Raw genomic sequence first — 25,540 nt, 5'->3', positions numbered from 1 at the left:
CGTCCTTCGCCATCGGCGCCCCGGCACCTGCCCGGGCTCGCAGCCGATCACGTACCGCACCCGCCGCCCCAGCACCCGGCGTGCGGGCGCGCGGCAGCCGCGCGGGCGGCAGCCGGGGGCGAGACGGGAGGCGAGTGACATGGCCGGCGGGTCAGCCCCGCCCGTTGTTGCGCAGCGCCGGGTGGGCGCCGGCGGCGACCAGGTCGGCCACCGCGGTCCGCGGGTCCTTGCCGGTCACCAGGGACTCGCCGACCAGGACGGCGTCCGCCCCCAGGTTGGCGTAGGAGATCAGGTCGTGCGGGCCGCGCACGCCGGACTCGGCCACCTTGACGATGTGCGCCGGGATGGCGTCCACCACGTTGCCGAAGGTGTTGCGGTCCACCTCGAGGGTCTTGAGGTTGCGGGCGTTGACGCCGATGATCCGCGCGCCGGCGTCCACCGCGCGGGCGATCTCCTCCTCGTCGTGCACCTCGACCAGCGGGGTGAGGCCGATCGACTCGGCCCGCTCGATCAGCGAGACCAGGGCCGGCTGCTCGAGCGCGGCGACGATCAGCAGCGCGAGGTCCGCGCCGTGGGCCCGGGCCTCCCAGAGCTGGTAGGCGGTGACGATGAAGTCCTTGCGCAGGACCGGGGTGTCGACCGCGGCGCGGACGGCGTCGAGGTCGGCGAGGGAGCCGCCGAAGCGGCGCTGCTCGGTCAGCACGCTGATCGCGGCGGCACCGCCGGCCGCGTAGTCCGTGGCCAGGGCGGCCGGGTCGGCGATGGCCGCCAGCGCGCCCTTCGACGGGCTGGAGCGCTTGACCTCGCAGATCACCCGGACACCGTCGCCCCGAAGGGCGGCCACGCCGTCCTTCGCGTCGGGCGCCTTGGCGGCGAGCTCCTTGAGCTCGTCCAGGGTGACCCGGGCCTGTCGCTCGGCGAGGTCCTCACGGACCCCGTCGATGATCTCGTCGAGCACACTCACGCGAGCGCCCCCATCATTTTCTGCTGGCTGTGAGCCGGCGGGGTTCGGGCCCTGCCGGGTCTTGCAGTGGGTCTGGCCTCGGGTGACGGTTCGCCCGGATCGGTGAGGATCCTGTGCTTCCACGTACCCGTCGGCTCTTCGATGGTATCGGGCATGGGGGGCGCGCAGCGCATCAGACCGGCTCGCGTCTCGCGGACCGGACCTCCCGCGCGCGGTCCCGCGCGCCCTGGCGGCCGGTGGTTCAGACCGCCGGCGGGGCCAGTCCGGCGCCCGGCGGGAGGTTCCGCAGGACGGTGAAGACGGCCAGCAGCAGGACCAGCAGGAGGGTCTGGCGCAGCCCGAAGGAGAACCTGGGGGCGGGGCCGCCGGTGACCGCGGCCCAGACCCAGCGCAGCCAGAACACCGCCAGCACCACCGCGAACACCAGGACCAGCAGGTTGTCGTGGCCGGCCGTGTTGAGGTCGCCCGAGGCCAGCGCGTGCACACAGCGCAGACCGCCGCAGCCCGGGCACCACCAGCCGGTGGCCTGCAGCACCGGGCAGGTCGGGTAGTGGCCCGGGGCATTGGGGTCGACCGCCGCCACGTAGGCGGTCGGGACGGCGACCGCCACGAGCGCGGCGAGCGGTCGGCCGAGCCTGCGCAGCGCGGAGCCGGGCGAGGCGGGGGCGGCGGGAGCGTTCACGCTGAGATTGTGCCCGCCCGCCGGGCCGCGCGGGCGAACGCGGGACGGCGGGCGTGGCGCGCCCGCCGCTCGTCCCGCTGGGGCGCTCCGGTCAGGCGGCGCCGACCGCGGTGCGCTCCTCGACCTCCAGGGCGGCCGGGGCCGGGGCGAAGTTCTGGCTGGGCTGCTTGCCCAGGCCCGCCATCGCCATGGCCTTGCCCACCACGCCGGCGGCCAGGACGACCACGAGACCGGCCCAGAAGAGCGGGATGCTCGGGATGATCATGGCGACACCGCTCACGGTGAAGCCGATGAAGGCGATGGTCACGCCGGTCCAGGCGGCGGGAGTGTGGCCGTGCGCTGCTGCCGACATCTGCTGGTGCTCCTTGGTTCTCCGGGTCCCGGGCGGGCGGCCGCGTGGCGCTCGGCGGGTTGACGCCTTCCATTGTGCCGGGCCGTTACGGCAAGCCCCAAAGGGGGGCCCGGTAGCCCTCGTCACACCCGCGCTGCACGGGTGGGCCCGATCAGCCGGTCGGGTCCTCGCCGCGGTCCAGCGCCTTCCACAGGTCGGCCGGGGAGTTCGCCGCCGACGGCTTCGCCGCGGCCTTGCGGGTGGGTGCCTCGTACCGGGCCCCCATGGCCGGCCAGTGCCGCCCGGCCCGGACGGTCAGCAGGCCGGCCAGGGCCAGCAGCAGCCCACCCGCGAGGGCGACCCAGGGCCAGAGCGAGTGGGTGATGCCCTGCGCGTGCGCGTCGGCCAGCGCCAGCTTGCGGGCCGCCTCGGTGTGCAGCCCGGCGGTGTCGTCGGCCCCGAGCACCGCGCCCGCCGCCGCGCCCGCCCCGGCCAGCACCGTCAGCACGCCGATGGCCGTACGGCCCTTGCCGCGTACCGCGAACACCGCCACCGCGGCGGCCAGCGCCACCAGCGCCAGCCCCCCGGGCAGCCCGGTCAGCGTGCTGCCGGTCGCGCTGATCTCCAGCCGACCACCGTCCAGCCCGGTCACCACCCCCCGGGCCCAGACCCGCCCGACGGCGGTCAGCACCAGGACGGCGCCGAGCGCGGTGAGCAGCAGCATCAGACCCAGGCTGCGGCGGTCGGTGGGGCGGGGTGCGGTTCGTCCGGTCACCCGTCCACTATCCCTGACCCCCACCCGACCCCGGTCAGGCGGGGTCGCGCGGGAGGTCGTCGGTGCGGATCGCCACCGTCCGTCCTTCGAGCGGAACGGTCAGATCCTCGCCGAACGGGATCCGCTCGGTCTCGCGGTACGCCCCCGACCGCTGCGGGGCCGTGTGCACGGTGCAGACGCCCTCGGCCGGGTCGACCACCACGTACACCGGGATCCCGCACTCGGCGTAGAGCCTGAGCTTCTTGACGAAGTCGTTGTCCTGGTTCGAGGGCGGGACGACCTCCAGGACAGCCTCCAGGTCGTGCCATTCGTGAAGATGACCTTCATCTGTGTCATCCCCTGGGGGTCATGATGATCTTCCCGTCCGTGATCTCGACGCGGTAGCCGTTCGGGAAGTTGGCGCCCGCCAGGACGTCCCAGGCACTCTCCGTGGTCAGCGCGGTCACGCCGTCCGCCTCCCTCCCTGCCTCGGCAGCTCCGATGTGCTCACGATTGCGGAGCGCGCAGGGTGTTGGCCGTGGCGACGGCGCTCAGGACGGCGGCGGCCTTGTTGCGGCACTCGGTGTCCTCGGCGGCCGGGTCGGAGTCGGCGACCACGCCCGCGCCGGCCTGGACGTAGGCGGTGCGGTCGCGGATCACGGCGGTGCGGATCGCGATCGCGGTGTCCGAGTCGCCGGCGAAGTCGAGGTAGCCGACGCAGCCGCCGTACAGGCCGCGGCGGGTGGGCTCCAGCTCCTCGATGATCTGCATCGCGCGCGGCTTGGGCGCGCCGGACAGCGTGCCGGCCGGGAAGCACGCGGTCAGCACGTCGAAGGCGGTCCGGCCGGGGGCGACCCGGCCGGTCACGGTGGAGACGATGTGCATGACGTGGCTGTAGCGCTCGATCGCCATGAAGTCGACCACCTCGACGCTGCCCGGCTCGCAGACCCGCCCGAGGTCGTTGCGGCCGAGGTCGACCAGCATCAGGTGCTCGGCCCGCTCCTTGGGGTCGGCCAGCAGCTCGGCGGCCAGCTCGGCGTCCTCGTGCGGGGTGGCGCCGCGGTGCCGGGTGCCGGCAATCGGGTGCACCATCGCCTCGCCCGCGGTGACCTTCACCAGCGCCTCCGGGCTGGAGCCGACCACGTCGAAGCCGCCCTCTGCGGTGCCGTCCGGGCCGGGGAAGCGGAACAGGTACATGTACGGGCTGGGGTTGGTGGTGCGCAGCACCCGGTACACGTCCAGCGCGCTGGCCGGGCAGGGCGCCTCGAACCGCTGCGAGGGCACCACCTGGAAGGCCTCGCCGGCCCGGATCCGCTCCTTCACCTCCTCGACGGCCTTGCGGTACGGCTCGCCGCCGAAGGGTGACCGGGCGTCAGCCGCGGTCGGGGTGAAGGTCGCCAGACCCGGGTCGACCGGTCGGAGCAGGTCGGCCTGCATGGCGTCCAGCCGGGCCACGGCGTCCGCGTGCGCCTCGTCGACGCCGGTGTCCAGGTCGTTGTGGTTGACGGCGTTGGCGATCAGCACCACGCTGCCGTCGACGTGGTCGAGCACGGCCAGGTCGGTGGCGAGCAGCATGGTCAGCTCGGGCAGCCGCAGGTCGTCCGGGGTGAGGTCGGGCAGCTTCTCCAGGCGGCGGACGATGTCGTAGCCGAGGTAGCCGACCAGGCCGCCGGTGAGCGGCGGCAGGCCGTCGTCGCCGTGCCGGGGGGTGTGCAGGGCGGTGAGCACGGCCCGCAGCACCTCCAGCGGGTCGCCGCCGGTGGGGATGCCGACCGGCGGCGCGCCGAGCCAGCGGGCCCCGCCGTCCGGGCCGACGGTCAGGGTGGCGGCGCTGCGCACCCCGACGAAGGAGTAGCGGGACCAGCTGCGGCCCTGCTCGGCCGACTCCAGCAGGAAGGTGCCGGGCCGCTCGGCGGCGAGGCTGCGGTAGACGCCGATCGGGGTGAGGCCGTCCGCCAGGAGCCGGCGGGTGACGGGGATGACCCGGGTGTCTGCGGCGAGCTTGCGGAAGGCCTCAAGGTCCATGGGGTTGGGCACCGTTCAGGTAGGCGGACGGACGTCGGGGCCAGGTTACCGAGCGAGCGGCAGCAGGTCGGCGTCGAAGCAGGTCCGCTCGCCGGTGTGGCAGGCGGCGCCGACCTGGTCGACCTTGACCAGCAGGGTGTCGCCGTCGCAGTCCAGGGCGACGCTCTTCACGTGCTGGAAGTGGCCCGAGGTGTCGCCCTTGACCCAGTACTCGCGGCGGCTGCGGCTCCAGTAGGTGCACCGGCCGGTGGTGAGGGTGCGGTGCAGCGCCTCGTCGTCCATCCAACCCAGCATCAGCACCTCACCGGTGTCGTACTGCTGGGCGACGGCGGGCAGCAGGCCGTCCTCGGTCCGCTTGAGGCGGGCCGCGACGGCCGGGTCGAGGTCGGTGGTGCCGGGGGCGGCGGGCGTGGTGGACATGCCTCCCATTGTGGCAGCCGGGGCCCGGCTGCCGGATCAAGGGCTCTCACTCCCCCGCGGCCAGACCACCTGCACGAACAGCCCGGCGCGCCGCGCCGCCTCGACCACCCCGGCGGGCCCCGGGCCCGGTCGGCCGTCCCAGACCGCGATCAGCTCGTCGATCATGCCGACCAGCGCCCGGCCGGTGTCGTCGCCGAGGCCGCCGTGCTCGACGGGGGCGAGCCGGTGCACCGCCTTCGCCTCGTTCAGCAGCCGCTGCCCGGTCCGGCCGGCAACGCCGAAGGCGCCGGCCCGGCCGGCGGAGGCGGGGACGATCACCTCGATCCGGCCGCCGTGGTCCAGCACCGCCTGGGCGAACCAGGTCTCCGGGCCCGCCGCAAGACAGCCCACGCCGACCAGCTCGTACGCCCCGTAGCCGGTCACCAGCTGCCAGAGCTCGCCCCTGACCAGCATCTCGGTCAGGTCCGACAGGCCTTCGTGGCCGATGATCCCCACACGCATGAAACTCTGACCCCTCGAACAGGGCCGTGCCGCGGCCAGCGTAGCCGGAAATCCGCCGAACCCCTGTCGGCGGCGGCCGGGCCCGGCGACAATGGCAGCGAGTCGAGGGGGCAGCGGTGCGGCAGCGGCGGGTGGTGGCGACGGTGGTCGCCGTGGTGGTGCTGGTGGTCGGGGCGGCCGTGCTGCTGTGGCCGCAGGAGAAGCGTCCGGCGGCCGCGCCACCGCCGCCCTCCCCCAGCCCGTCGGCGAGCCCGAGCCCGACGCCCACCAAGGTGCTCCCCTACCCGTTCTTCCTGCCGGGCACCTGCCTGGACCACCCGCAGCTCAGCGAGCAGGTCACCCGGGCCGAGGCACGCCCCTGCGCCGAGGCGCACGACGCCGAGGCGATCGCCGACGTGGTGCTGCCGGACGGGCTCACCAGCGACACCCTGATCGGCCGGGCGCTGCGCGAGCTCTGCAAGGCCCCGCTGGCCGAGTGGCAGCAGCGCCAGGGCGGCGGCGGCCCGTACTACGGCTTCCCGCTGGGCCCGTACCTGCAGTACTACCAACAGGGCATGCACGACGCGACCTGCACCCTGGCCGTGAGCGATCACCAGGGCGGGCAGAAGCTGACCGGTGCGCTGCGCTGACCGCGGGCGCGGCGGCCGGCCTCCGGGTACCGGCGCCCTCGGGTACCGGAGGTCAGGAGCCGGGCATCATGCCCATCTGCTGCATCATCGCGACCGAGTCCCAGCTCCACCAGCCTTCCTTGACCATGCCGTCCTCGAAGCGGAACATCGTCATCCCGTCGGATTCGATGCTCTTGTGGGTGGCCGGCATGCCCATGTACTCGCCGATGTGGGTGCCGCGCCAGGTCCAGCGGCAGGCCACCATGTCGCCCTCGGCGGTCTGGCTGTGGATGTCGAAGGTGAAGTCGAAGGCCTTGCGGTAGCCCTCGATCATCTGCTTGACCGCCGCCGGGCCGACCGTCTCGCCGTCCATCGACGGGTCGTGGTCCCGGTAGTCCGATGCGAGCAGCTCGTCGATCGGGGACATGTCGCCCTTCGCGGTGTTCACCAGCAGGCGGCGCGCCGCCTCCTTGTGGAACTGCTCGTCCCGGACCAGGTCCAGGTTGGTGAAGGTGGGCGGCTCCTGGCACAGGGCCACCATCTCGCGGAAGATCCGGTCGGTCTCCGGCAGCCCGGAGTTGCGCATCGCCGCCTCGTACGAGGGGAACTCGACGATCTCCACGATGTGCTGGGCGTCCGTGCGGTCGGTGCCCACCATCGCGTGGGTGGCCGTGCGCCTGCCCTGGGTCTGCTCGATCCAGTCGTCCATCAGCCGGTTGAGCTCGTCCGGCTGCTGCGTACGGCACTCTACGATCTGTACAAAGGTCATCTCGGGCCTCCCGGTCACACCCCCTGCTTGCCTCCGTCCGCCGACCGCGCTGCCTCCCACTCTCCTCCTCCCGCTCCACCCGCACCACAAGGACGCGAAACGGGAGCCTGGCCCTAGGCTGAGCGGCATGGCGACGAGGTATGCACGGGTGGAACGGGAACGGCTGGCCGGACTGCTGGCGGCGGCGGGCCCGGACGCACCGACCCGGTGTGCCGGGTGGCGCACCAGGGAACTGGCGGCCCACCTGGTGCTGCGGGAGCGGCGGCCGGACGCGGCGGCGGGGATCGCGCTGAAGGCGCTGGCGGGGTGGACGCACCGGGTGCAGTCCACCCTCGCCGAGCGCCCGTACGACGAGCTGGTGCGGCTGTTCGGCTCCGGTCCGCCCCGGCTGTCGCTGTTCGCGCTGCCGGGGGCGGACGAGGCGGCCAACGTGGTGGAGTTCTTCGTGCACGCCGAGGACGTCCGGCGGGCCGGGGCGGCGGTCGACCCCGGGCCGGTCGACCCGGGTCTGGCCGAGTCGCTGTGGCGGCGGCTGCCCTCGCTGCTGCGCTTCGAGCACGGCCGCCGGCTGCCGGTCGGCCTGGTGCTGGTGCACCCCGACGGCCGCCGGGCGGAGCTGGCGCACCGGACCGCGCCGACCGTCGAAGTGACCGGCGAGCCCGGCGAGTTGGTCCTGTTCGGGTACGGCCGCGGGGCGTGCGCCCGGATCACGGTGAGCGGGGCGGAGACGGCGGTGGCGGCGCTGCGGCGGGTCCTGCCGCTGCCCTGAGGCCGGCGCCGCCGCCGGCCTCAGCGGACCGGGTACCCGGCCTCCCGCAGGCTCCCCTTGACCTGGTCGATCCGCAGGTCGCCGAAGTGGAACACGCTGGCGGCGAGCACCGCGTCCGCTCCCGCCTCGACGGCCGGCGCGAAGTCGGCGAGCTTGCCGGCGCCGCCCGAGGCGATCACCGGGATCGAGACCTCCTTGCGGGCGGCCCGGATCAGCTCCAGGTCGTAGCCGTCCTTGGTGCCGTCCGCGTCCATCGAGTTGAGCAGGATCTCCCCCGCGCCCAGCTCGGCGGCGCGGGCGGCCCACCCGATCGCGTCCAGCCCGGTGCCGCGCCGCCCGCCGTGGGTGGTCACCTCGAAGCCCGACGCGGTCACCGTGCCCTCGGAGCAGCGGCGGGCGTCCACCGAGAGCACCAGCACCTGCCGCCCGAAGCGCTCGGCGATCTCGCGGATCAGCTCGGGCCGGGCGATCGCCGCGGTGTTGACGCCGACCTTGTCCGCGCCGGCCCGCAGCAGCTGGTCCACGTCGTCGGCCGTCCGCACGCCGCCGCCGACGGTGAGCGGGATGAAGACCTGCTCGGCGGTGCGCCGCACCACGTCGTAGGTGGTGGCCCGGTCGCCGGAGGAGGCCGTGATGTCGAGGAAGGTCAACTCGTCGGCGCCCTGGGCGTCGTAGAGCTTGGCCAGCTCGACCGGGTCACCGGCGTCGCGCAGGTTCTGGAAGTTGACACCCTTGACGACCCGGCCGGCGTCGACGTCCAGACAGGGGATGACTCGTACGGCGAGGGTCACTGCATGCCTTCCAAGGAGGTTGCCAGCCCGGCGCGGTAGGCCTCGATCTCGATCTCGACCATCATCCGGGAGTCGATCAGGCCCTCCACCACGACCATGGTCGCCACCGGGCGGATCGTGTCGAAGAGCTGCTTGTGCGCGCGGCCGGCCTCGTCGCAGTCCCGCACATGCGTCAGGTACATCCGGGTGCGGACCACGTCGGTGGCCGAAAGGCCGTAGGGTGCAAGGGCTTTGAAGGCCACCTCGAAGGCGGCCAGGGTCTGCCGGAACGGGTCGCCCTCGTGCTGGACCATCCCGTCCTCGAAGGCGGTGGTGCCCGCGACCAGGACGGTGTCCCCGACCGCGACGGCCCGGGAGAATCCGAACTGCTCCTCCCAGGGGGAGAAGCCGGAGACTCGGTGCGAACGCGGCGCGGCCGGGGTATCGGTCATCGGGACACAGCCTCCAGGGCCTCTTCGAGGGTGAACTTCTGCTCGTAGAGGGCCTTGCCCACAATCGAACCCTCGACACCTGCCGGCACCAGGGTGGCGATGGCCCGCAGGTCGTCCAGCGAGGAGACCCCGCCGGAGGCGACCACGGGCTTGTCGGTCGCGGCGCAGACGTTGCGCAGCAGCTCCAGGTTGGGGCCGGTCAGCGTGCCGTCCCGGTTGACGTCGGTGACCACGTAGCGGGCGCAGCCCTCGGAGTCGAGGCGGGCGAGCACCTCGTAGAGGTCGCCGCCGTCGCGGGTCCAGCCGCGACCGCGCAGGGTGGTGCCAACCACGTCCAGGCCGACCGCGATCTTGTCGCCGTGCTCGGCGATCACCTTGGCCACCCACTCCGGGGCCTCCAGGGCGGCGGTGCCCAGGTTGACCCGGGTGCAGCCGGTGGCCAGGGCGGCGGCCAGCGAGGCGTCGTCGCGGATGCCGCCGGAGAGCTCGACCTTGATGTCGAGGCGGCCGGTGACCTCGGCCAGCAGCTCGCGGTTGGAGCCCGTCCCGAAGGCGGCGTCCAGGTCGACCAGGTGCAGCCACTCGGCGCCGGCGTTCTGCCAGGCCAGGGCGGCGGCGAGCGGCTCGCCGAAGGAGGTCTCGGTGCCGGAGGCGCCCTTGACCAGGCGGACGGCCTGGCCGTCGCGGACATCGACGGCGGGGAGGAGTTCGAGGCGGCTCATCGGTAGGACAGGCTCCTGGCTCAGAGGGTGTTGACCCAGTTGGTCAGCAGGGCGGCGCCGGCGTCGCCGGACTTCTCGGGGTGGAACTGGGTGGCCCACAGCGGGCCGTTCTCCACGGCGGCGACGAACGGCTGCCCGTGGGTGGTCCAGCTGACCAGCGGGGCGGCGATGGACTCGTTGGTCACCTGCAGCTCCCACCTGCGCACCCCGTAGGAGTGCACGAAGTAGTAGCGGGCCTCGGGGTCGAGCCCGGCGAACAGCCGGCTGCCGGCGGGGACGTCCACGGTGTTCCAGCCCATGTGCGGGACGATCGGCGCGTCCAGCGGCTCCACGGTGCCGGGCCACTCGTCGCAGCCGGCGCTCTCCACGCCGTGCTCGACACCCCGCTCGAAGAGGATCTGCATCCCGACGCAGATGCCCAGCACCGGGCGGCCGCCGGCCAGCCGGCGGCCGATGATCACATCACCGCGGACCTCCTTCAGCCCGCGCATGCAGGCCTCGAAGGCACCGACCCCGGGGACCAGCAGGCCGTCCGCGTTCAGTGCCGCCTGGAAGTCGGAGGTCACGGTGACGTGCGCGCCGGTGCGCTCGACGGCCCGCTGGGCGGAGCGCAGGTTGCCGGAGCCGTAGTCCAGCACGACGACGTTCTTGGCCATGAGAGGTTCGTCTCTTCCGGTCTCTAGAGGCGCATGACGCCGGAGGCGAGGCACAGCACGGCGCCGATCGCGAGGACCGCGATCACGCTCTTGGACTGCTTCTGCTTCCAGAACGAGTACACGCCGCCGGACAGGAAGAGCCCGGCGATGATCAGCAGTGTTGCGGACTTGCTCACAGCGCACCCTTGGTCGAGGGGAGGATGCCCGCCGCGCGCGGGTCGCGCTCGGAGGCGTAGCGCAGAGCACGCGCGAGTGCCTTGAACTGGCACTCGACGATGTGGTGCGCGTTGCGACCGTACGGGACGTGCACGTGCAGGGCCACCTGCGCCTGGGCCACGAAGGACTCCAGGATGTGCCGGGTCATCGTGGTGTCGTAGCTGCCGATCATCGGCGCCATCCGCTCGGGCTCGGTGTGCACCAGGTACGGCCGGCCGGAGAGGTCGACGGTGACCTGGGCGAGCGACTCGTCCAGCGGCACGGTGCAGTTGCCGAAGCGGTAGATGCCGACCTTGTCGCCGAGCGCCTGCTTGAAGGCGGCGCCGAGCGCGAGGGCGGTGTCCTCGATGGTGTGGTGGGTGTCGATGTGCAGGTCGCCGTCGGTCTTCACGGTGAGGTCGAAGAGGCCGTGGCGGCCGAGCTGGTCGAGCATGTGGTCGTAGAACCCGACGCCCGTGGAGATCTCGGTCTTCCCGGTGCCGTCGAGGTCGATCTCGACCAGGACCGAGGTCTCCTTGGTGGTGCGCTCAACGCGGCCGATACGGGTCATGCGGGGGACAGCTCCTTGAGGGCGAAGCGGACGGCGTCGAGGAAGGCGTCGTTCTCGGCGGGGGTGCCGGCGGTGACGCGCAGCCACCCGGGGACGCCGTTGTCCCGGACCAGGACGCCCCGGTCGAGGATGGACCGCCAGACCGCGTGGGTGTCGGCGAAGCGGCCGAACTGGATGAAGTTGGCGTCGGAGTCGGTGACGTCGAGGCCCAGGCCGCGCAGCGCGTCGACCAGCCGGTCGCGCTCGGCCTTCAGCTGCTCGACGTAGCCGAGCAGGGTGTCGGTGTGCTCCAGGCAGGCCAGTGCGGTGGCCTGGGTGACGGCCGACAGGTGGTACGGCAGCCGGACCAGCTGCACGGCGTCCACCACGGCCGCGTCGGCGGCCAGGTAGCCCAGCCGCAGCCCGGCCGCGCCGAAGGCCTTGGACATGGTGCGGGTGACCACCAGGTTGGGGCGGCCCGCCAGCAGCGGCAGCAGCGAGGCGCGGTGCGAGAACTCCACGTACGCCTCGTCCACGATCACCAGGCTCGGGCCGGCCGCCTGGGCGGCCTCGTACAGCGCGAGCACGGTGTCGGCGGCCACCGCGGTGCCGGTCGGGTTGTTCGGCGAGCAGACGAAGACCACGTTGGGCCGGTGCTCGGCGATGGCCCCCACGGCCGCGTCGAGGTCGATGGTGAAGTCCTCGCCCCGCGGCCCGGAGATCCACTCGGTGCCGGTGCCGCGCGCGATCAGCGCGTGCATCGAGTACGAGGGTTCGAAGCCGATCGCCGTCCGGCCGGGGCCGCCGAAGGCCTGCAGCAGCTGCTGGAGGACCTCGTTGGAGCCGTTGGCCGCCCAGACCTGCTCGCGGGTGCGGGCGAAGCCGGTGGTGCGGGTCAGGTAGGCGGCCAGGCCCTCGCGCAGCTCCACCGCGTCCCGGTCCGGGTAGCGGTTGAGGTGGCGGGCGGCCTCGGCGACCCGCTCGGCGATCCGGGCCACCAGCGGCTCGGGCAGCGGGTACGGGTTCTCGTTGGTGTTGAGCTGCACGGGGACGTCCAGCTGCGGCGCGCCGTACGGGGACTGGCCGCGCAGCTCGTCCCGGATGGGGAGATCGTTCAGGTTCACGTACCGGGTACCGTCCAGTCGAAGCGGGCCTTGATCGCGTCACCGTGGCCGGGCAGGTCCTCCGCCTCGGCCAGATTCACCACGTGCGCGGCGACGTCGGCGAGCGCCTCGCGGGAGTAGTCGACCACGTGGATGCCGCGCAGGAAGGACTGCACCGACAGGCCGGAGGAGTGGCAGGCGCAGCCGCCGGTGGGCAGCACGTGGTTGGAGCCGGCCGCGTAGTCGCCGAGCGAGACCGGCGAGTGGGCGCCGATGAAGATCGCACCGGCGTTGCGCACCCGGGCGGCGATCGCGCGGGCGCCGCGGGTCTGGATCTCCAGGTGCTCGGCGGCGTAGGCGTTCACCACCGCGAGGCCCTGCTCCAGGTCGTCGACCAGCACGATGCCGGACTGCCGGCCGGCCAGCGCCTCGGTCACCCGCTCGCGGTGCTTGGTGGCGGCGACCTGGCCCTTCAGCTCGACCTCGACCTCCTCGGCCAGCGCGAGCGAGTCGGTGACCAGCACCGAGGCGGCCATCGGGTCGTGCTCGGCCTGGCTGATCAGGTCGGCGGCGACCTCGCGGGCCGAGGCGGAGTCGTCGGCGAGGACGGCGATCTCGGTCGGCCCGGCCTCGGCGTCGATCCCGATCCGGCCCTTGAGCAGGCGCTTGGCGGCGGCCACGTAGATGTTGCCCGGGCCGGTGACCAGGTTGACCGGGGCGCACTCCTCGGTGCCGTAGGCGAACATCGCGATCGCCTGGGCGCCGCCGGCCGCGTACACCTCGGTGACCCCGAGCAGCGCGCACGCGGCCAGGATGGTCGGGTGCACGGACCCGCCGAAGGCCTTCTGCGGCGGCGAGGTGACCGCGATGCCCGCGACCCCGGCCTCCTGGGCCGGCACCACGTTCATCACCACGGAGGACGGGTAGACCGCCAGGCCGCCCGGCACGTACAGGCCGACCCGGTCGACCGGCACCCAGCGCTCGGAGACCGTGCCGCCGGGCACCACCTGGGTGGTGTGGTCGGTGCGGCGCTGCTCGCGGTGGACCAGCCGGGCGCGGCGGATCGACTCCTCCAGCGCGGCCCGGACCTTCGGGTCCAGCCCCGCCAGCGCGGCGTCGATCTGCTCCTGGGCGACCCGGGTGGTCGCCAGCTTCACCCCGTCGAAGCGCTCGGTGATCTCGATCAGCGCCGCGACCCCGCGATGGCGGACGTCCTCGCAGATCGGCCGCACCTTCTCCAGGGCGGCTTCCACGTCGAACTCGGCACGGGGCAGCACGTCGCGCAGGTCCGAGGTGGAGCCGCGCAGGTCGATTCGAGAGATCACAGAGCCAAGTGTAGGGAGTGGCCGAAAGCCACGGTCCGGCATTTCAGTCCGTGATACGAAAGCCGAGACAGCGGACGATCTTCGGGGGAGACGGCGTGGACCAGGCACCGGCGAACTGGACGCCGACCGAGCAGCGGCTCTGGCAGGCCTTCCGGCAGGGCAGCGTGCACGACCTGCGGGTCGGCGACCGGGAGATCGACGACGCCGCCGGTGCGGCCGTCTGGGGCCCCGAGCGCACCGTCCGCTCCGAGGTGATCGCCCGGCTGCTGCTCGCCGGGCCGGAGCCGGCCCCCGGGCGGGTCTCCTCGCTCAAGCTGAACGGCGCGCTGATCACCGGCCCGCTGGTGCTGGCCGGCGCCGACATCGGCCACTACATCGAGCTGCACCAGTGCCGGTTCGAGCGCAAGGTGCTGATCTCCGAGGCCCGGGCCGGCACCGTCCGGCTGATCAGCTGCCTGATACCCCGGCTGGAGGCCTCCCGACTGGCCACCGAGGGCGACCTGCACCTGGCCCGCTGCCACCTCCCGCAGGGCCTGCGGCTCACCGACGCCAAGATCGGCACCGACCTGCTGCTCAACCAGGCCGTCATCGGCGCCGACCGGCACGGCCGGGCGCTGGCCGGCGACGGCCTCACCGTCAGCCAGGACCTGGAGGCCGACCGGGTCACCTCGCACGGCGAGTTCAGCCTGCGCTCGGCCCGGATCGGCGGCCGGCTCTCGCTGCGCGGCGCCCAGCTGCACGCCGCCGGCGACGACCGCAACTGCCTCAACCTGGCCCACATCAGCGTCGGCCACACCCTCTACCTCGGTGGCTCGCTGGACGGCGGCTGGGCCGACTCCCGGACCATCTACGGCGACGGCTACGGCGAGCCGATCCCGACCGGCACCGCGAGCACCCCGCTGCGCGCCTTCGGCGGCGTCCGGCTGGTCGACGGGCGCTTCGAGAACGCCTGCCTGATCACCAACGCCGAGTTCCACCTCTCGCCGCTGCAGGAGCTCTCGCTGCGCCGGATCCAGACCCCGGAGCTGCGGATCACCTGCCCGACCGCGCCGGCCGGCCGGGTCTCGCTCTCCCGCGCCCGGGTCGGCAACCTGGTCGACTCCCCCGAGAGCTGGCCGCGCAACGGACAGGTCGGGCTGACCGGCTTCACCTACGACTCGCTCCGCCCCGACCGGCCGTTCAGCGTCCGGCAGCGGATCGCCTGGCTGGAGGGCGCGCTCCCCGAGTACCGCCCGGAGCCGTACGAGCAGCTGGCCGCCGCGCTGCGCCGGGACGGCCGGGACGAGGACGCCCGCGAGGTGCAGTACGCCAAGCAGCGCCGCCGCCGGGCGCAGCTGCCGCTGCCCAGCCGGCTCTGGGGCGTGCTGCAGGACTTCACGGTCGGCTACGGCTACCGGCCGGGGCGGGCCGCGCTCTGGCTGGCGCTGGCCTGGGGCCTGGGCACCGCGTACTTCGCCGCCCACCCGCCGGCGCCGCTGAAGGCCGACGAGGCCACGGTCTGGAACCCGCCGCTGTACGCGCTCAGCAAGGTGGTCCCGGTGGTGGACCTCGGGCAGGGCGGCTGGAACCCGGACCAGCACGGCCAGTGGGTGGCGGCCGCCCTGGTGATCACCGGCTGGGTGCTCGCCACCACCGTGGTCACCGCCGCCACCCGGCTGCTGCAGCGCGGCTGAACGGGGCGAGAGCGGGCCGTCACCGGAAACCGCGGGGCGGGAGCGGGCGTGCGGCAACTACGCTGTGCGCCGTGACTGAACGGCTGCCGCTCTTCCCGCTCAACACGGTCCTCTACCCCGGACTGGTGCTGCCCCTGCACGTCTTCGAGGAGCGCTACCGCCGGCTCGTGGCCGATCTGCAGGACCAGCCCGAGGACCGGCCCCGCCGGTTCGGCGTGGTCGCGATCCGGGACGGCCGCGAGGTGGCCCCGGTCCGCGAGCACGACGAGCCCGCCGGCCCGCTGGAGGGCCTGGGCACCGTCACCGGCGATCCGCTGGAGGCGATCCACGACACCGGCTGCGTCGCCGACATCACCTCCGTGCGCGAGCAGCCCGGCGGCCGGTACGAGCTGCTGGTCACCGGCACCACCCGGTTCAAGCTGCGCTCGGTGGACGCCGGCGGCCCGTACCTGACCGGCGAGGCGCAGACCCTCGCGGAGCAGCCGGGCGAGGGCGCCGGCGCGCTCGCCGCCGGGGTGGTGCGGGCCTTCAGGGCGTACCAGAAGCGGCTGGCCGGGGCCCGCGAGGCCAGCCTGGCCGGCGAGCAGGACCTGCCGGGCGACCCGCAGGTGCTGTCCTACCTGGTGGCGGCCGCCGCCGTGCTGCCCGCCCCGGTCAAGCAGCAGCTGCTGGCCTGCCCGGACACCGCCGGGCGGCTCTCGCTCGAACTGGAGCTGCTGCGCCGCGAGAGCGCGCTGCTCGCCCAGCTGCCCTCACTGCCGGCGGTCGACCTGACTCGCCAGGCGTTCAGCCCGAACTGAGCTCGCGACCAAGGATCCAGATGGCCAAGAAGGCGAAGAAGGGCGGTCAGGCCACCCCCGCGACGGTGGCCCTGGAGGCCGCCGAGGTGGCGTTCACCGTGCACTCCTACGAGCACGACCCGGCTGCGGACACCTACGGCGGCGAGGCCGTCGAGGCGCTGGGGATCCCTGCGGCGCGGGTGTTCAAGACCCTGGTGGCCGAGGTCGACGGGGCGCTCACGGTCGGCGTCGTCCCGGTCTCCGGGAAGCTCGACCTCAAGGCGCTGGCCGCGGCGGTCGGCGGCAAGCGGGCGGCGATGGCCGACCCGGCGGCGGCCGAGCGCAGCAGCGGGTACGTGCGGGGCGGGATCTCGCCGCTCGGCCAGCGCCGGCCGCTGCCCACCGTGCTGGACCTGAGCGCACTGGAGCATCCGACGGTGTTCGTCTCGGCCGGGCGCCGCGGCCTGGAGGTCGAGCTGGCCCCGGCCGACCTGGTCGCCCTGACCTCGGCCCGGACGGCCGTGATCGGCCGCTGAGGGGGCGCTGCGAAGGCGCTGCGGGCGCTGGGGGGGGTGGGCCCGGGCCTACTCGGGCGGGCGGGGCCCGTCCTGCGGCGGGCGCGGGGCGTCCTGGGGCGCCTGGGGCGGGTGTGGCGCATAGGGCGGGTGGGGCGCGTCCTGGGGCGCGGCGGAGTGGCCGGGGAGGGTCCACTGCGGGCCGGTGGCCCAGTACGGCAGGGGGTCGGGCTCGCGCTTGCCGAACGCCGCCGACAGCGCCAGCAGCAGCACCATCGCCGTCATCGGCCAGACCAGCAGCGCCCCGTGCGCGCCGAGCTCCAGCGGCGCGCTGAACGTCCCGCCGTCACCCACCTGCCGGGCGTGCGCCGGCAGGTCGGCGGTCGGGCCGAGCGCGGCGCCGAGCTGCCAGGCGGCCAGCGAGCCGGCCAGCCCGCCGACGGCGAGGCCGACCGCGACCGCGATCCCGCCGCCGCGGCCCCGGGTGGCGAGGAAGGCGACGACCGCGCTGAGCACGCCCGCCCCGACCGCGAGCAGCGCGAACACCGCGTCCGCGCCGGCCCGCTGCTCGCCCTCCGGGTCCATGTAGAGGATCTGGTTGCCGCTGACCTGGAACATCACCCTGGGCGCCAGCCAGAACCAGAGCAGCCCCACCAGCACGCCCAGCAGCGCCCCGGCCAGGCAGGTCAGCGCGCCGATCCGCAGCTCGGGCAGCAGCGCGGTCCGCTCGGCGGGCTCGGTCGGCCCACCGGCGGGCGGCGGGGCGTACGGGTCCCGGGCTGGTCCGGCGTCGGCACCCGCAGGTGTGTTCGGTACGGTCACGGGCCCATCGTTTCACGCCCGGCCCGTCGAGGTCCGGTCAGCCCGTCAGCGGGTGGCCCGCCGGTAGGCCCAGGTGGCCAGGGTGAGCGAGCCGAGGGCGACCGCCGCGCACACCGAGAGGTCGCCCAGCACCGCCGTCCAGTCCGGCCGGTCGCCGAAGGTCCGGGCGAACGCCTCCACCCCGTAGGTGGACGGCAGCAGGTCGCGCAGCCACCGCACCACGGTCGGCAGGTGGTCCACCGGCAGGACGCCGAGCAGCAGCGCGGCGGACATCCCGAGCTGGCCGAGCAGGGTGGCGATCTCCTGCCGGGGCGCCAGCAGCCCGCAGGCCGCCCCGAGCCCGGCCAGCGCCGCGCCCGCCAGCGGCACCACCGCGAGCAGCACCCACAGGTTGGCCGCCGACAGCCCGAACAGCCAGGCGCCGAAGCCCGCGGTGACCAGGGTGCCGGGCAGGGTGAACGAGGCGTAGGCACCGGCCGCGCCGAGCACCACGGCGGCCGGCGGCACCGGCAGGGTCGCGTAGTGGTCCAGGCCGCCGGTGGCGCGCAGCCGGCCGAAGTACTGGGCCAGCAGGTTGAGCGCGACGAAGGCGACCACCAGCACGCTGGAGCCGGCCACCACCGAGCGGGCCGCCGGGTTGTCGCCGGGGTCGACCACGCCGCGCATCATCACCAGGATGCCGACCGACTGGAAGGTGGCGACGAACAGCAGCGGGATCCGGGCCACCTTGGCCCGGGCGAGCTGGGCCCGGTAGACGGCGGCCAGCGCCGGCAGCAGCCGGGCGGCGGGCGCCAGCGGGGCCGGTGCGGCCGCGCTCGGGGCGGCGGTGGCCGCGGGGGCGTCGAGCAGGGTCACCCGGTCACACTCCAGGTCCGGTCAGGGGCTCTCACTTGGCCAGCCCACCGCCCCGGCCGCCGAGCTTGAGGTAGGCGTCCTCGAGGCTGGGGGTGGCCAGGGTGAAGTCGTCCAGGGCGGCGAAGGCGGGGCCGGTGGTGACGGCCGCCACCAGGTCACGGGCGTCCTCGGGGGTGGTGCGCACCGTCCAACGGCGCCCGGTGCGCTCCGCGCGCTCGGCCAGCCGGGCGACCGCGGGCACCTCCACCGGGGCCTCGGTGCGCCAGACCAGGTCGAGCCGGACGTCGCCGTCCACCAGGGCCTTCAGACCGCCGGGCGTGTCGCAGGCGATCACCCGGCCCTCGTCGATCACCGCGACCCGGTCCAGCACGGTCTCCGCCTCGATCACGTTGTGGGTCACCAGCAGCACGGTGGTGCCGCGCTCCGCGCGCCGGCGGTCCACCGCGGACCACACCGCGCGGCGGGCCACCGGGTCCATCCCGGTGGTGGGCTCGTCCAGCACCAGCAGCGGCCGCTCCCCCACCAGCGCGGCGGCGAAGCAGGCCAGCCGGCGCTGGCCGCCGGACAGCTTGGCCAGCGGGCGGCCGGCGAGCGGCTCCAGGCCCAGTTCGGTGAGCACCTCGGCGCTCTCGGCGCGGGCCCGCGCGCGGGTCAGGCCGCGCAGCCGTCCGGTGGTCTCGGCGGCCAGCGCGACCGGCAGCTCGTCCAGCGCGGAGGACTCCTGGCCGAGGTAGGCCAGCAGCCGGGCGGCCCGCTCGGGGTGGCGGACCACGTCGTGGCCGAGGATGTCGATGCTGCCGCCGTCCGGCCGCAGCAGGCCGGTGAGCTGGCGCACCAGGGTGGACTTGCCGGCCCCGTTCGGGCCGAGCAGACCGAAGATCTCACCGCGGCCGATGGTCAGGTCGACACCGTCGTTGGCCCGGATCGCCTCCGCGCGGGCACCGCGCCTCCCGGCCCCGCTCGGGTAGCTCTTGGCCAGGCCGCGGACGGTGCAGCAGGGCCCCGTCGCGTGCTGGCCGGGCCCGTCCGCGCCGCCGTGCGGCGAGGCCTGGGGTGCCTGCCGGTCGGTGTCGCTCACGGTCGAAGACTCTACGCGCTGGCGGTACGGATCCGGACAACGGGGTCAATCGGCCCGGGTGGCGGCGCGCGGCGGCGGCGCCGCGCGGCCCGGGGCCTGGTCGCGCGCGTCGTGGGCCCGGTCGCGCGCGTCGTGGGCCCGTCGCGGGCGTCCTCGGCTCAGTCGCGGGCGTCCTGGGCCTCGCGGGCCTCCGGCAGCGGGATCTGCTGGCCCTGCGGGACCCGGGCGGCGAACTCCTTCCAGAACCCGGCCCGGATCGCGTAGCGGTCGTGCTCGTCGATCTGGTCGTCCTTGTGGGCGAGCAGGCCGAACCGGGCCGCGTAGCGCAGCAGCTCGCCGTCGAGGCGGTGCGGGATGCGCGGGTAGTCCGTCCAGAGCACGCCCAGGCGGTCCCGGGTGCCCTGGGGGTCGACCACGCCCGAGCGGTCCGCCGCGCACAGCCGGTCGGTCCAGCGGCGGGCGAAGACCTGGCCGACCTCGTGGGCGTCGCCGCCGACCGTGGTGATGTCCTCCTCGCGGTCGGCCCAGCGCTGCTCGGCGCTGGTGAGCTGGGCGAGGGTGGGCAGGCCGTCGGCGGCGGTGGTCAGCACGCCCTCGGCCGGGCGGTCCACCCAGCCCCGGTCGGAGGACCAGCGCAGCACCGGGCCGCCCAGGCCGGCCGAGGCCGCTGCCGGGGAGCTCGGCGCGGTCGAGCGGACCGCCAGGTCCTTGGGGGTGGGGATCATCCGCAGCGCGGCGGCCGGGCGGGGCCGGGCGGCCGCGGCGGGGGCGGCCGGCTCGGCGGGCCCGGTGGTCAGCAGCTCGGCGAGCTCGGAGATCTCCGCGGCGGGCGCCGGGGCCGGGAACGGCGGGTGGAACACCGGCTGCTCCCGCTGCCGGGCCCAGCGCTCGATCCACTCCCGGTCCAGCACGCGCCGCTCGTCGGCCTCGCCGACCAGGTCCTCGGACTGGTTGAAGTCGCCGTCGGCGGCCTGCAGCGCCCACAGGTGCACGGCCACCCCGTGCTCCTTGGCCGACATCACCCCGGGCAGCAGATCGCCGTCCCCCGTCACCAGCACCACGTCCGCGCAGGCGTGGTTGCGGGCCAGCTCGGACAGCTCCGCGTGCATCGCCGCGTCCACGCCCTTCTGCACCCACCGGCCCTCGGCCCGGGTGAGCGCGCCCAGCCGGACGGTGACCCTGGGCAGCACCCTCAACCGGCGGTGCTCGGGCAGCGGGCGGCGCTCGGGGGCCGCGTCGAACCAGTAGATCCGCAGCAACGGCAGGCCCGTCTCGGCCTCGGCCCGCTCCCGCAGCGCCGAGATCAGCACGGTGTGGTCCACCGCCACCCGGGACCGCCCGGGCTCTCCGGCGAGCAGACTGGCGGCGGCGCCCAACAGGTATCCGGCATCGACCAGAACCACACAACGGTCCACAGCTCCGCACCTCTTCTCGGGTCGGCCGGGCGGCGTGGGGGGCCGGCCCTGGCGGTCCGTGCGGCTATTGGGCCTTCCTTTACCCCCCGCACGCCCGACGAACCACCCGAATCCACCCCGGCCCCGTTCGGCCACCCCCGTGGGCCGCGCGGCCCACCGCCCCGCCGCCCGCGCGGGTCAGCTGCCCACGGCCGAGTTGATCGCCACGGCGACCGCGAGGTACACCACGAACGCGGCCACCACGACGCCGACCATCAGCGCCGCCTTCACCGGGGTGGCGAACGGCTTCTTCGCCACCGTGGCGTTGGTGAACAGCGCCACCGCACCGATCGCACCGCCGATCGCGCCACCGATGAACAGCAGCGCCAGCGGCACCAGGGTCAGCAGCAGCTGCCAGGACGAGAGCCCGTCCAGCGGGTTCTTCCGGACCGGCTTCAGCGCGGGGGACTTGGCAGGCTTGGTCATGGTCGTTCCTTACGATGGTGTTGATATCGGTGTGCGGAAGGGCCCGGCGCTCAACCGCGCGGGGTGACGCTCCAGCGCTGGGCGGAGGTGCCGTTGCAGTCGAAGAGCGCGAGCGGGTTGCCGGGGGTGGCGTCGTAGTTGGGCAGATCGACGCATCGGCCCGAGACCGGGTTGTAGATCGTCCCGTTGCCGAGCGGGACGAACTTCTGGCTCGGCTGGTGAGCACCGCACGCCCAGTACTGCAGCCTGGTGCCGTTCGCCGTCCCGCCCCCGACGGCGTCGAGGCAGCCGCCCTTGACCCGCAGGGTGCCGTCCGGGGCCACGGTCCAGTCCTGCGCGGGCGTCGAGTTGCAGCCCGCGATCTGGATGACGGCCCCGTTGGTCGTGCTGGCGTAGTTGTCGTCCATGCACATGGTGCCGATGGTGGCGAGGGAGATCGGGTGCGCGGCGGCGGACCACGGGTCGAGGGCGCGATCCTGCACCGTCACGTCACTGACGGCCCCCTTGAAGAAGGCCTGGTGCACGTGGTTGTCCTGGTACCGGCCGAAGACCAGCGGCCCCTTGATGCCCGAGTTCTGGGTGTGGATCCCGGTGGCCGCGAGGGTGCCGTTGACGTACAGCGACATCACGCCCGCGTCGGCGTTGTAGCTGGCCGTCACCTGGTCCCAGCGGTCGAACTTGTACCGTGCCGCGCTGGTCACCCCGATGAGCGTCTGGTCGTAGTTCCACTGCGGGTTGTCGGTGGTGGCCATGCCGAAGTGCCAGGTGCCGTCCGCATCGGGCCACACGATGAAGCCGCTTGAATTGACCCCGTCGGAGCTCAGCGCCACGCCCTGGCTCGCGCTGGGCCTGAGCCAGGCGCTGACCGTGAAGGACTTGCCGGTGTCCACGGTCACCCCGGGGACATCCACCTCGCTGCTCGCTCCGGCGAAGGTCGCCACGGGCGTGACGGCGGTGCCGGCCGGGTTGTCGTCGACGAAGGTGACATCGGTGAGGCTGCCGGGGTTGGTACCCAGCGGCACGGTCGCGTCCCGCCCCACGGCATCGGCGGTCTTGGGGCCGCCGGCCTGCTGACTTCCGTCGAGCTTCCAGCGTCCCACCGGTTCGGTGACGATCGTGGCAGCCGATCGGCTGACCAGGCCGGTGACCTTGTTGCTCGCCGGGGTGGTCCCGTTGACGCCGTTCCAGACGGTCAGTGTGCCGCTTCCGTTGCTCGCCCACAGGTCCGCGAGCGAGTCACCGTCGAGGTCGCCGGACGAGCCCACCATCGGATAGGTGGCGTACGGCAGGTTGATCCCCGACACGGTGCCTGCGGCCGGGTCGGCGAGGCCGCTGTAGTCGGGTGTGGCGCCCCCGGTGATCGGGTACGTGTGCACGGTGCCGTCGGCCTGGTTGCGGGCCCACAGCGAGGGCTGCTGGGTACCGCCGGCGGGCCCCGGGTTCATCAGGTCGTAGTTGCTCCAGTCGGCGGACGACAGCAGGCGGGCGGTGCCGTCGAGGTTGTCCTTGCCCCCGGAGTGGAACAACCAGAGCTTGCGATCAACGACGGCTACCAGGGAGGTCCGGGTGACACCGTGGGCGGTGTCCTCGCCTTCCGGGGTGCCGACGGCGACGATCTGGGTCACCTTGGTCCAGGTGAAGTTCGTGTCGGTGAATCCCGCCGGGCAGCCGCCGGGCAGCGCCGCGCCGGACGCGTCGCGGCAGTCGTGCGGGACAGCGCCGATCGAAGTCGCCGCGGTGAAGACCCCGCTGCCGTTGTTCGCGTACTCATAGACGGCGGGATCACCCGGACCATGAGCGATGAGGTAGTCGACGTCCGCCAGCGCCGTGAGCGCACCGCGGTGGGTGATCTGCACCCGGTCCCAGCCCGGGGTGTTGCTGGAGGTGACGTTCCTGGCGAGGGAGGCATTGGCGCTCAGCGCGTTGAGCGGGTCGGCGGCGGCGCTGATCAGCTTGAGGTTGCCGAACCGGTCCGGAAGGACGATGTCGGGCCTCCCGTCACCGGTGGTGTCACCGTAGACGGCCTTCGCCTGCGGGTTCCACGGCGCGTAGAACGCGTAGGCGGCCGGCTGGCTGTAGTTGCCCGCGTTGTCCTGGGCCTGGGCGTAGACGATGTTCGTCCCCCAGTGCCCAGGCGTCGCCTGGAAGGTCGGGTCGGCGGGCAGGACGACGCCCTTGGCCTTTCCGTCGTTGCACTTCCACCCGGCGACCGGCGTCGGATCGGTACTGACGCGGTAGCACGCCAGGCCGGAGGCTCCGCCCACGGCGGGCGCGGCGTCGAAACCGGACAGTCTGAACGTTCCAGCCTCACCGGCGGACTTGCCCGCCTTGCCGGGCGCACCGGACGGCGGGAAGTCGGTGGAGCTCACCGCGACCGCGGGCGCCGTCTTGTCGACCCTGAAGTAGCACCACGGGGAGTCGGCCGAGGTCAGCCCCTGCGAAGCCGGGTCCGCGTCGGACGCGGCCGCGCTCCAGCCGTACTGGTGCCCGTCGACCAGCGAACCCACGCTGACGCCGACCCCGTTGGGGTTCCAGCTGCCCGCCCAGCCGCTGTCGGCGGCCACACCGTAGGTGGCGTCGTTGTCGTCCCACAGGTGGAACGCGGTGTGCAGGTTGAATCCGGCGGGCGACCACGAACTCGCGGTGAGCATGATGCTCTGGTTCGCACCGACCCACGGCGCGTTGTCCCACGGGTGCGCGCCGCCGCTGGTGCAGGCGTAGCTGCCCGGCGTGCCGTTGCCGTCGCTGTTGGCGAACCCCGGATTGGGGACGGTCGTCGGCGACCAGATGCTGGGCGTGATGTCGTACGTGGTGACGATGTGTGGATTGTTGGCCAGGTGGTGGCGGTAGGCCGCGTTGCGCTCGTCGTCGGGGGCGATCCCGACGGTCCAAGCCGGAGCCTGAGCCGCCGCCAGTGACTGGACCTGGCTCGTGACGTCGAAACTTATCGGGCCGGTACCGGTGATCCGGGAGGACCCCCCGACCTTCGCACAGCCGGCCATCGTGCTGCCGGTCCCGCACGGCTGGTTGCCCCAGTTGGTGCCGTTGTAGATCCGGCCGCTCCCGCTCCCGACGGAGTAGAGACCGAGTGGCACGGACGTGCCGGGGCTGGATGCGAAGACGCTCTGGGCGTAGAACATGGAGCTGTAGACCGTGGGCGGCTTCGGCATCCCGCTGCCCTGGGTGTAGATCGCCGGGTTGATGCCGATCTGGTAGTAGGCCCGGTACCGGCCGGCACCCGGGCAGTTCGGGTACAGGCAGTATCCGGTGTGCAGCTCGCTCAGGTTGTACCCGGAGGTCCCGGGGATGTTCTCCTGCACCTGCACGGAGAGCTGACTGCCACTGTCCGCGCTGATGGTGGGGTCGATGTACCAGGGCCCGGTGCCCTTGCCGAGGACATCCTGACCCGGAGTCAATTCGATCGCGGTCGGTGTCACGGTGGTGGTGATCGGAGCGACATTGGCCCCGTCCCCGGGGGCGGCCAACGTCGATCCGCCGGGGCTGACCGGTGCGATGCCACTCGGCGAGGCGAACAGCGAGCGGGCGCTGCTCATCGCCGAGCTCTTGCCCGGGGCGACCGGAGCGGGGAGCGCGGAGTCCCACTGCAGCGGGGTCGGCGCGTGCATGAGAGCCCGCCCCGACCCGTCCGTGAAGGCGAGGTTCCCTTCGGCATCGGCCGAGGCCGTCAGCCCGGAGGTCGAGATGGGGAACCGAAGGGTTCTCAGCGCGGGGTCCGCCGCAGCGGCAGCCGTCTTGACGACGATGACCTCGCGCCACCCACCCTGCGGAAGCGCGTTCACCCGGAGGTCGACATCGGGCAGGACGCCCGGGTACGTCGCGGTGTCGCCCGCCACCACCGGCTTCGGCAGCCGGAACGGCGCGGTGACCGCGAGCCGCTCACCCTTGGCGGTCGTCAGCGTCGCCAGCGGACCCGTGCCGCCGCCGGAGAGCACGAGGGTGGTCGATGCGACCGCCGGTCCGAAGGTGCCGTCGGCATTGGCCCGCAGGGTCGGGTCCACCTCGGCCCAACCGGCCTTCTGCTTGACCCTGATGGGCGCCGCATGGTCCGTGACGGTGAGCGTGCCGTCCGGGTTGGCGACGGTCTTCGAGGATTCGGTGGTCAGATCGACGACCTCGACCGGCGCACCCGCCGCCCTCGCCTCCGCCCTCGCCGCCAGCATCGCCTTCACCTGGGCCGAGAGCTCGGGCGCGTGACCACCCACCGGGGCGTCCGCCGTGGCCGGACCGGGCAGCCGCCCTGTGGCCCCGGCCCCGGGGGCGGCGATCAGCACACCGGCCAGCACCGTCACCAGAGGTGCCATCAGCCTTCGGGTGACCAGCG

At 73.8% G+C, this 25,540-nt stretch carries 28 protein-coding genes; 5 read left to right on the top strand and 23 right to left on the bottom strand.

Going from position 1 to position 25,540, the window contains the following annotated elements; translation table 11 throughout:
* Window positions 1-151: 151 nt before the first annotated feature.
* The 8 genes from trpC to AB0K43_RS09875 form a co-directional block, all read right to left on the bottom strand.
* Window positions 152-964, bottom strand: coding sequence for an indole-3-glycerol phosphate synthase TrpC (gene trpC, locus AB0K43_RS09910; protein WP_363637733.1), 813 nt, complete (start codon window positions 962-964; stop codon window positions 152-154).
* 241 nt (window positions 965-1,205) lie between these two features.
* Entirely contained in the window at window positions 1,206-1,646 is a 441-nt protein-coding gene (locus AB0K43_RS09905; RefSeq protein ID WP_363637731.1) for a DUF2752 domain-containing protein, read from the bottom strand.
* Window positions 1,647-1,737: 91 nt separating this feature from the next.
* The gene (locus AB0K43_RS09900) at window positions 1,738-1,998 is read right to left on the bottom strand and encodes an HGxxPAAW family protein (protein WP_363637729.1); all 261 of its coding nucleotides are present in this window, start codon (window positions 1,996-1,998) and stop codon (window positions 1,738-1,740) included.
* Between the two features lie 151 nt (window positions 1,999-2,149).
* Window positions 2,150-2,752 (bottom strand): TIGR02234 family membrane protein, encoded by a 603-nt coding sequence (locus AB0K43_RS09895; protein WP_363637727.1) that lies wholly within the window; start codon window positions 2,750-2,752, stop codon window positions 2,150-2,152.
* Window positions 2,753-2,786: 34 nt separating this feature from the next.
* The gene (locus AB0K43_RS09890; protein WP_363637872.1) at window positions 2,787-3,038 is read right to left on the bottom strand and encodes a Uma2 family endonuclease; all 252 of its coding nucleotides are present in this window, start codon (window positions 3,036-3,038) and stop codon (window positions 2,787-2,789) included.
* Window positions 3,039-3,238: 200 nt separating this feature from the next.
* A complete protein-coding gene (locus tag AB0K43_RS09885; protein ID WP_363637725.1) occupies window positions 3,239-4,756 on the bottom strand; it encodes an anthranilate synthase component I in 1,518 nt (505 codons plus the stop codon).
* A 45-nt stretch (window positions 4,757-4,801) separates the two neighbouring features.
* Window positions 4,802-5,176, bottom strand: a complete 375-nt coding sequence (hisI, locus tag AB0K43_RS09880) for a phosphoribosyl-AMP cyclohydrolase (RefSeq protein ID WP_363637723.1) — start codon at window positions 5,174-5,176, stop codon at window positions 4,802-4,804.
* 36 nt (window positions 5,177-5,212) lie between these two features.
* Entirely contained in the window at window positions 5,213-5,677 is a 465-nt protein-coding gene (locus AB0K43_RS09875; protein WP_363637721.1) for a hypothetical protein, read from the bottom strand.
* Between the two features lie 116 nt (window positions 5,678-5,793).
* Between AB0K43_RS09875 and AB0K43_RS09870 the strand changes: the two genes are divergently transcribed.
* Window positions 5,794-6,306: a hypothetical protein gene (locus AB0K43_RS09870; RefSeq protein ID WP_363637719.1), complete on the top strand. Its 513-nt coding sequence runs from the start codon at window positions 5,794-5,796 to the stop codon at window positions 6,304-6,306.
* Between the two features lie 52 nt (window positions 6,307-6,358).
* Here the strand turns inward: AB0K43_RS09870 and AB0K43_RS09865 are convergent, their stop codons facing one another.
* The gene (locus AB0K43_RS09865) at window positions 6,359-7,054 is read right to left on the bottom strand and encodes an ester cyclase (protein WP_363637717.1); all 696 of its coding nucleotides are present in this window, start codon (window positions 7,052-7,054) and stop codon (window positions 6,359-6,361) included.
* A 127-nt stretch (window positions 7,055-7,181) separates the two neighbouring features.
* Between AB0K43_RS09865 and AB0K43_RS09860 the strand changes: the two genes are divergently transcribed.
* Window positions 7,182-7,823: a TIGR03085 family metal-binding protein gene (locus tag AB0K43_RS09860; RefSeq protein ID WP_363637715.1), complete on the top strand. Its 642-nt coding sequence runs from the start codon at window positions 7,182-7,184 to the stop codon at window positions 7,821-7,823.
* 20 nt (window positions 7,824-7,843) lie between these two features.
* Here the strand turns inward: AB0K43_RS09860 and hisF are convergent, their stop codons facing one another.
* From hisF to hisD, 8 genes are read right to left on the bottom strand one after another with little or no spacing between them, the layout of a single operon-like run.
* Window positions 7,844-8,614 (bottom strand): imidazole glycerol phosphate synthase subunit HisF, encoded by a 771-nt coding sequence (gene hisF / locus AB0K43_RS09855; protein WP_363637713.1) that lies wholly within the window; start codon window positions 8,612-8,614, stop codon window positions 7,844-7,846.
* Window positions 8,611-9,045 carry a RidA family protein gene (locus AB0K43_RS09850; RefSeq protein ID WP_363637711.1) on the bottom strand — a complete coding sequence of 145 codons (435 nt, stop codon included), beginning with the start codon at window positions 9,043-9,045 and terminating at the stop codon, window positions 8,611-8,613. The genes hisF and AB0K43_RS09850 overlap by 4 nt, the downstream gene beginning before the upstream one ends.
* Window positions 9,042-9,767 carry a bifunctional 1-(5-phosphoribosyl)-5-((5-phosphoribosylamino)methylideneamino)imidazole-4-carboxamide isomerase/phosphoribosylanthranilate isomerase PriA gene (gene priA, locus AB0K43_RS09845; protein ID WP_363637709.1) on the bottom strand — a complete coding sequence of 242 codons (726 nt, stop codon included), beginning with the start codon at window positions 9,765-9,767 and terminating at the stop codon, window positions 9,042-9,044. Before priA ends, AB0K43_RS09850 begins: the two co-directional genes overlap by 4 nt.
* A 20-nt stretch (window positions 9,768-9,787) precedes the next feature.
* Window positions 9,788-10,423: an imidazole glycerol phosphate synthase subunit HisH gene (gene hisH / locus AB0K43_RS09840; protein WP_363637707.1), complete on the bottom strand. Its 636-nt coding sequence runs from the start codon at window positions 10,421-10,423 to the stop codon at window positions 9,788-9,790.
* Between the two features lie 23 nt (window positions 10,424-10,446).
* Entirely contained in the window at window positions 10,447-10,599 is a 153-nt protein-coding gene (locus AB0K43_RS09835; protein ID WP_363637705.1) for a hypothetical protein, read from the bottom strand.
* Window positions 10,596-11,189, bottom strand: coding sequence for an imidazoleglycerol-phosphate dehydratase HisB (hisB, locus tag AB0K43_RS09830; RefSeq protein ID WP_363637703.1), 594 nt, complete (start codon window positions 11,187-11,189; stop codon window positions 10,596-10,598). Before hisB ends, AB0K43_RS09835 begins: the two co-directional genes overlap by 4 nt.
* Window positions 11,186-12,292: a histidinol-phosphate transaminase gene (locus AB0K43_RS09825; RefSeq protein WP_363637701.1), complete on the bottom strand. Its 1,107-nt coding sequence runs from the start codon at window positions 12,290-12,292 to the stop codon at window positions 11,186-11,188. Before AB0K43_RS09825 ends, hisB begins: the two co-directional genes overlap by 4 nt.
* On the bottom strand, window positions 12,289-13,596 hold the full coding sequence (gene hisD, locus AB0K43_RS09820; RefSeq protein WP_363637699.1) for a histidinol dehydrogenase: 1,308 nt from the start codon (window positions 13,594-13,596) through the stop codon (window positions 12,289-12,291). Before hisD ends, AB0K43_RS09825 begins: the two co-directional genes overlap by 4 nt.
* A gap of 95 nt (window positions 13,597-13,691) precedes the next feature.
* On the opposite strand from hisD, the gene AB0K43_RS09815 reads away from it, so the two are divergent.
* The 3 genes from AB0K43_RS09815 to ybaK all read left to right on the top strand — a co-directional run bounded on the left by AB0K43_RS09815 (window position 13,692) and on the right by ybaK (window position 16,584).
* Window positions 13,692-15,269 (top strand): oxidoreductase, encoded by a 1,578-nt coding sequence (locus AB0K43_RS09815; RefSeq protein ID WP_363637697.1) that lies wholly within the window; start codon window positions 13,692-13,694, stop codon window positions 15,267-15,269.
* 71 nt (window positions 15,270-15,340) lie between these two features.
* Complete coding sequence (locus tag AB0K43_RS09810) at window positions 15,341-16,069, top strand: LON peptidase substrate-binding domain-containing protein (RefSeq protein WP_363637695.1); 729 nt, start codon at window positions 15,341-15,343, stop codon at window positions 16,067-16,069.
* A gap of 20 nt (window positions 16,070-16,089) precedes the next feature.
* A complete protein-coding gene (gene ybaK, locus AB0K43_RS09805) occupies window positions 16,090-16,584 on the top strand; it encodes a Cys-tRNA(Pro) deacylase (RefSeq protein ID WP_363637693.1) in 495 nt (164 codons plus the stop codon).
* 48 nt (window positions 16,585-16,632) lie between these two features.
* On the opposite strand, the gene AB0K43_RS09800 is transcribed toward ybaK, so the two are convergent.
* The 6 genes from AB0K43_RS09800 to AB0K43_RS09775 form a co-directional block, all read right to left on the bottom strand.
* Entirely contained in the window at window positions 16,633-17,385 is a 753-nt protein-coding gene (locus tag AB0K43_RS09800; protein ID WP_363637691.1) for a hypothetical protein, read from the bottom strand.
* Window positions 17,386-17,430: 45 nt separating this feature from the next.
* Window positions 17,431-18,240 (bottom strand): ABC transporter permease, encoded by an 810-nt coding sequence (locus AB0K43_RS09795; RefSeq protein WP_363637689.1) that lies wholly within the window; start codon window positions 18,238-18,240, stop codon window positions 17,431-17,433.
* Window positions 18,241-18,271: 31 nt separating this feature from the next.
* Window positions 18,272-19,219 carry an ABC transporter ATP-binding protein gene (locus AB0K43_RS09790; RefSeq protein ID WP_363637870.1) on the bottom strand — a complete coding sequence of 316 codons (948 nt, stop codon included), beginning with the start codon at window positions 19,217-19,219 and terminating at the stop codon, window positions 18,272-18,274.
* A 257-nt stretch (window positions 19,220-19,476) separates the two neighbouring features.
* The gene (locus tag AB0K43_RS09785) at window positions 19,477-20,733 is read right to left on the bottom strand and encodes an NYN domain-containing protein (RefSeq protein ID WP_363637687.1); all 1,257 of its coding nucleotides are present in this window, start codon (window positions 20,731-20,733) and stop codon (window positions 19,477-19,479) included.
* A gap of 177 nt (window positions 20,734-20,910) precedes the next feature.
* Window positions 20,911-21,198: a hypothetical protein gene (locus AB0K43_RS09780; RefSeq protein WP_363637684.1), complete on the bottom strand. Its 288-nt coding sequence runs from the start codon at window positions 21,196-21,198 to the stop codon at window positions 20,911-20,913.
* 50 nt (window positions 21,199-21,248) lie between these two features.
* Window positions 21,249-25,520, bottom strand: a complete 4,272-nt coding sequence (locus AB0K43_RS09775) for a ricin-type beta-trefoil lectin domain protein (RefSeq protein ID WP_363637682.1) — start codon at window positions 25,518-25,520, stop codon at window positions 21,249-21,251.
* Between the last annotated feature and the right edge of the window lie 20 nt (window positions 25,521-25,540).

Origin of the sequence: Kitasatospora sp. NPDC049258 (assembly GCF_040678895.1) — a bacterium.
In the GTDB taxonomy this organism is placed as follows: domain Bacteria; phylum Actinomycetota; class Actinomycetes; order Streptomycetales; family Streptomycetaceae; genus Kitasatospora.
This window is presented reverse-complemented; position numbering and strand designations above follow the sequence as displayed.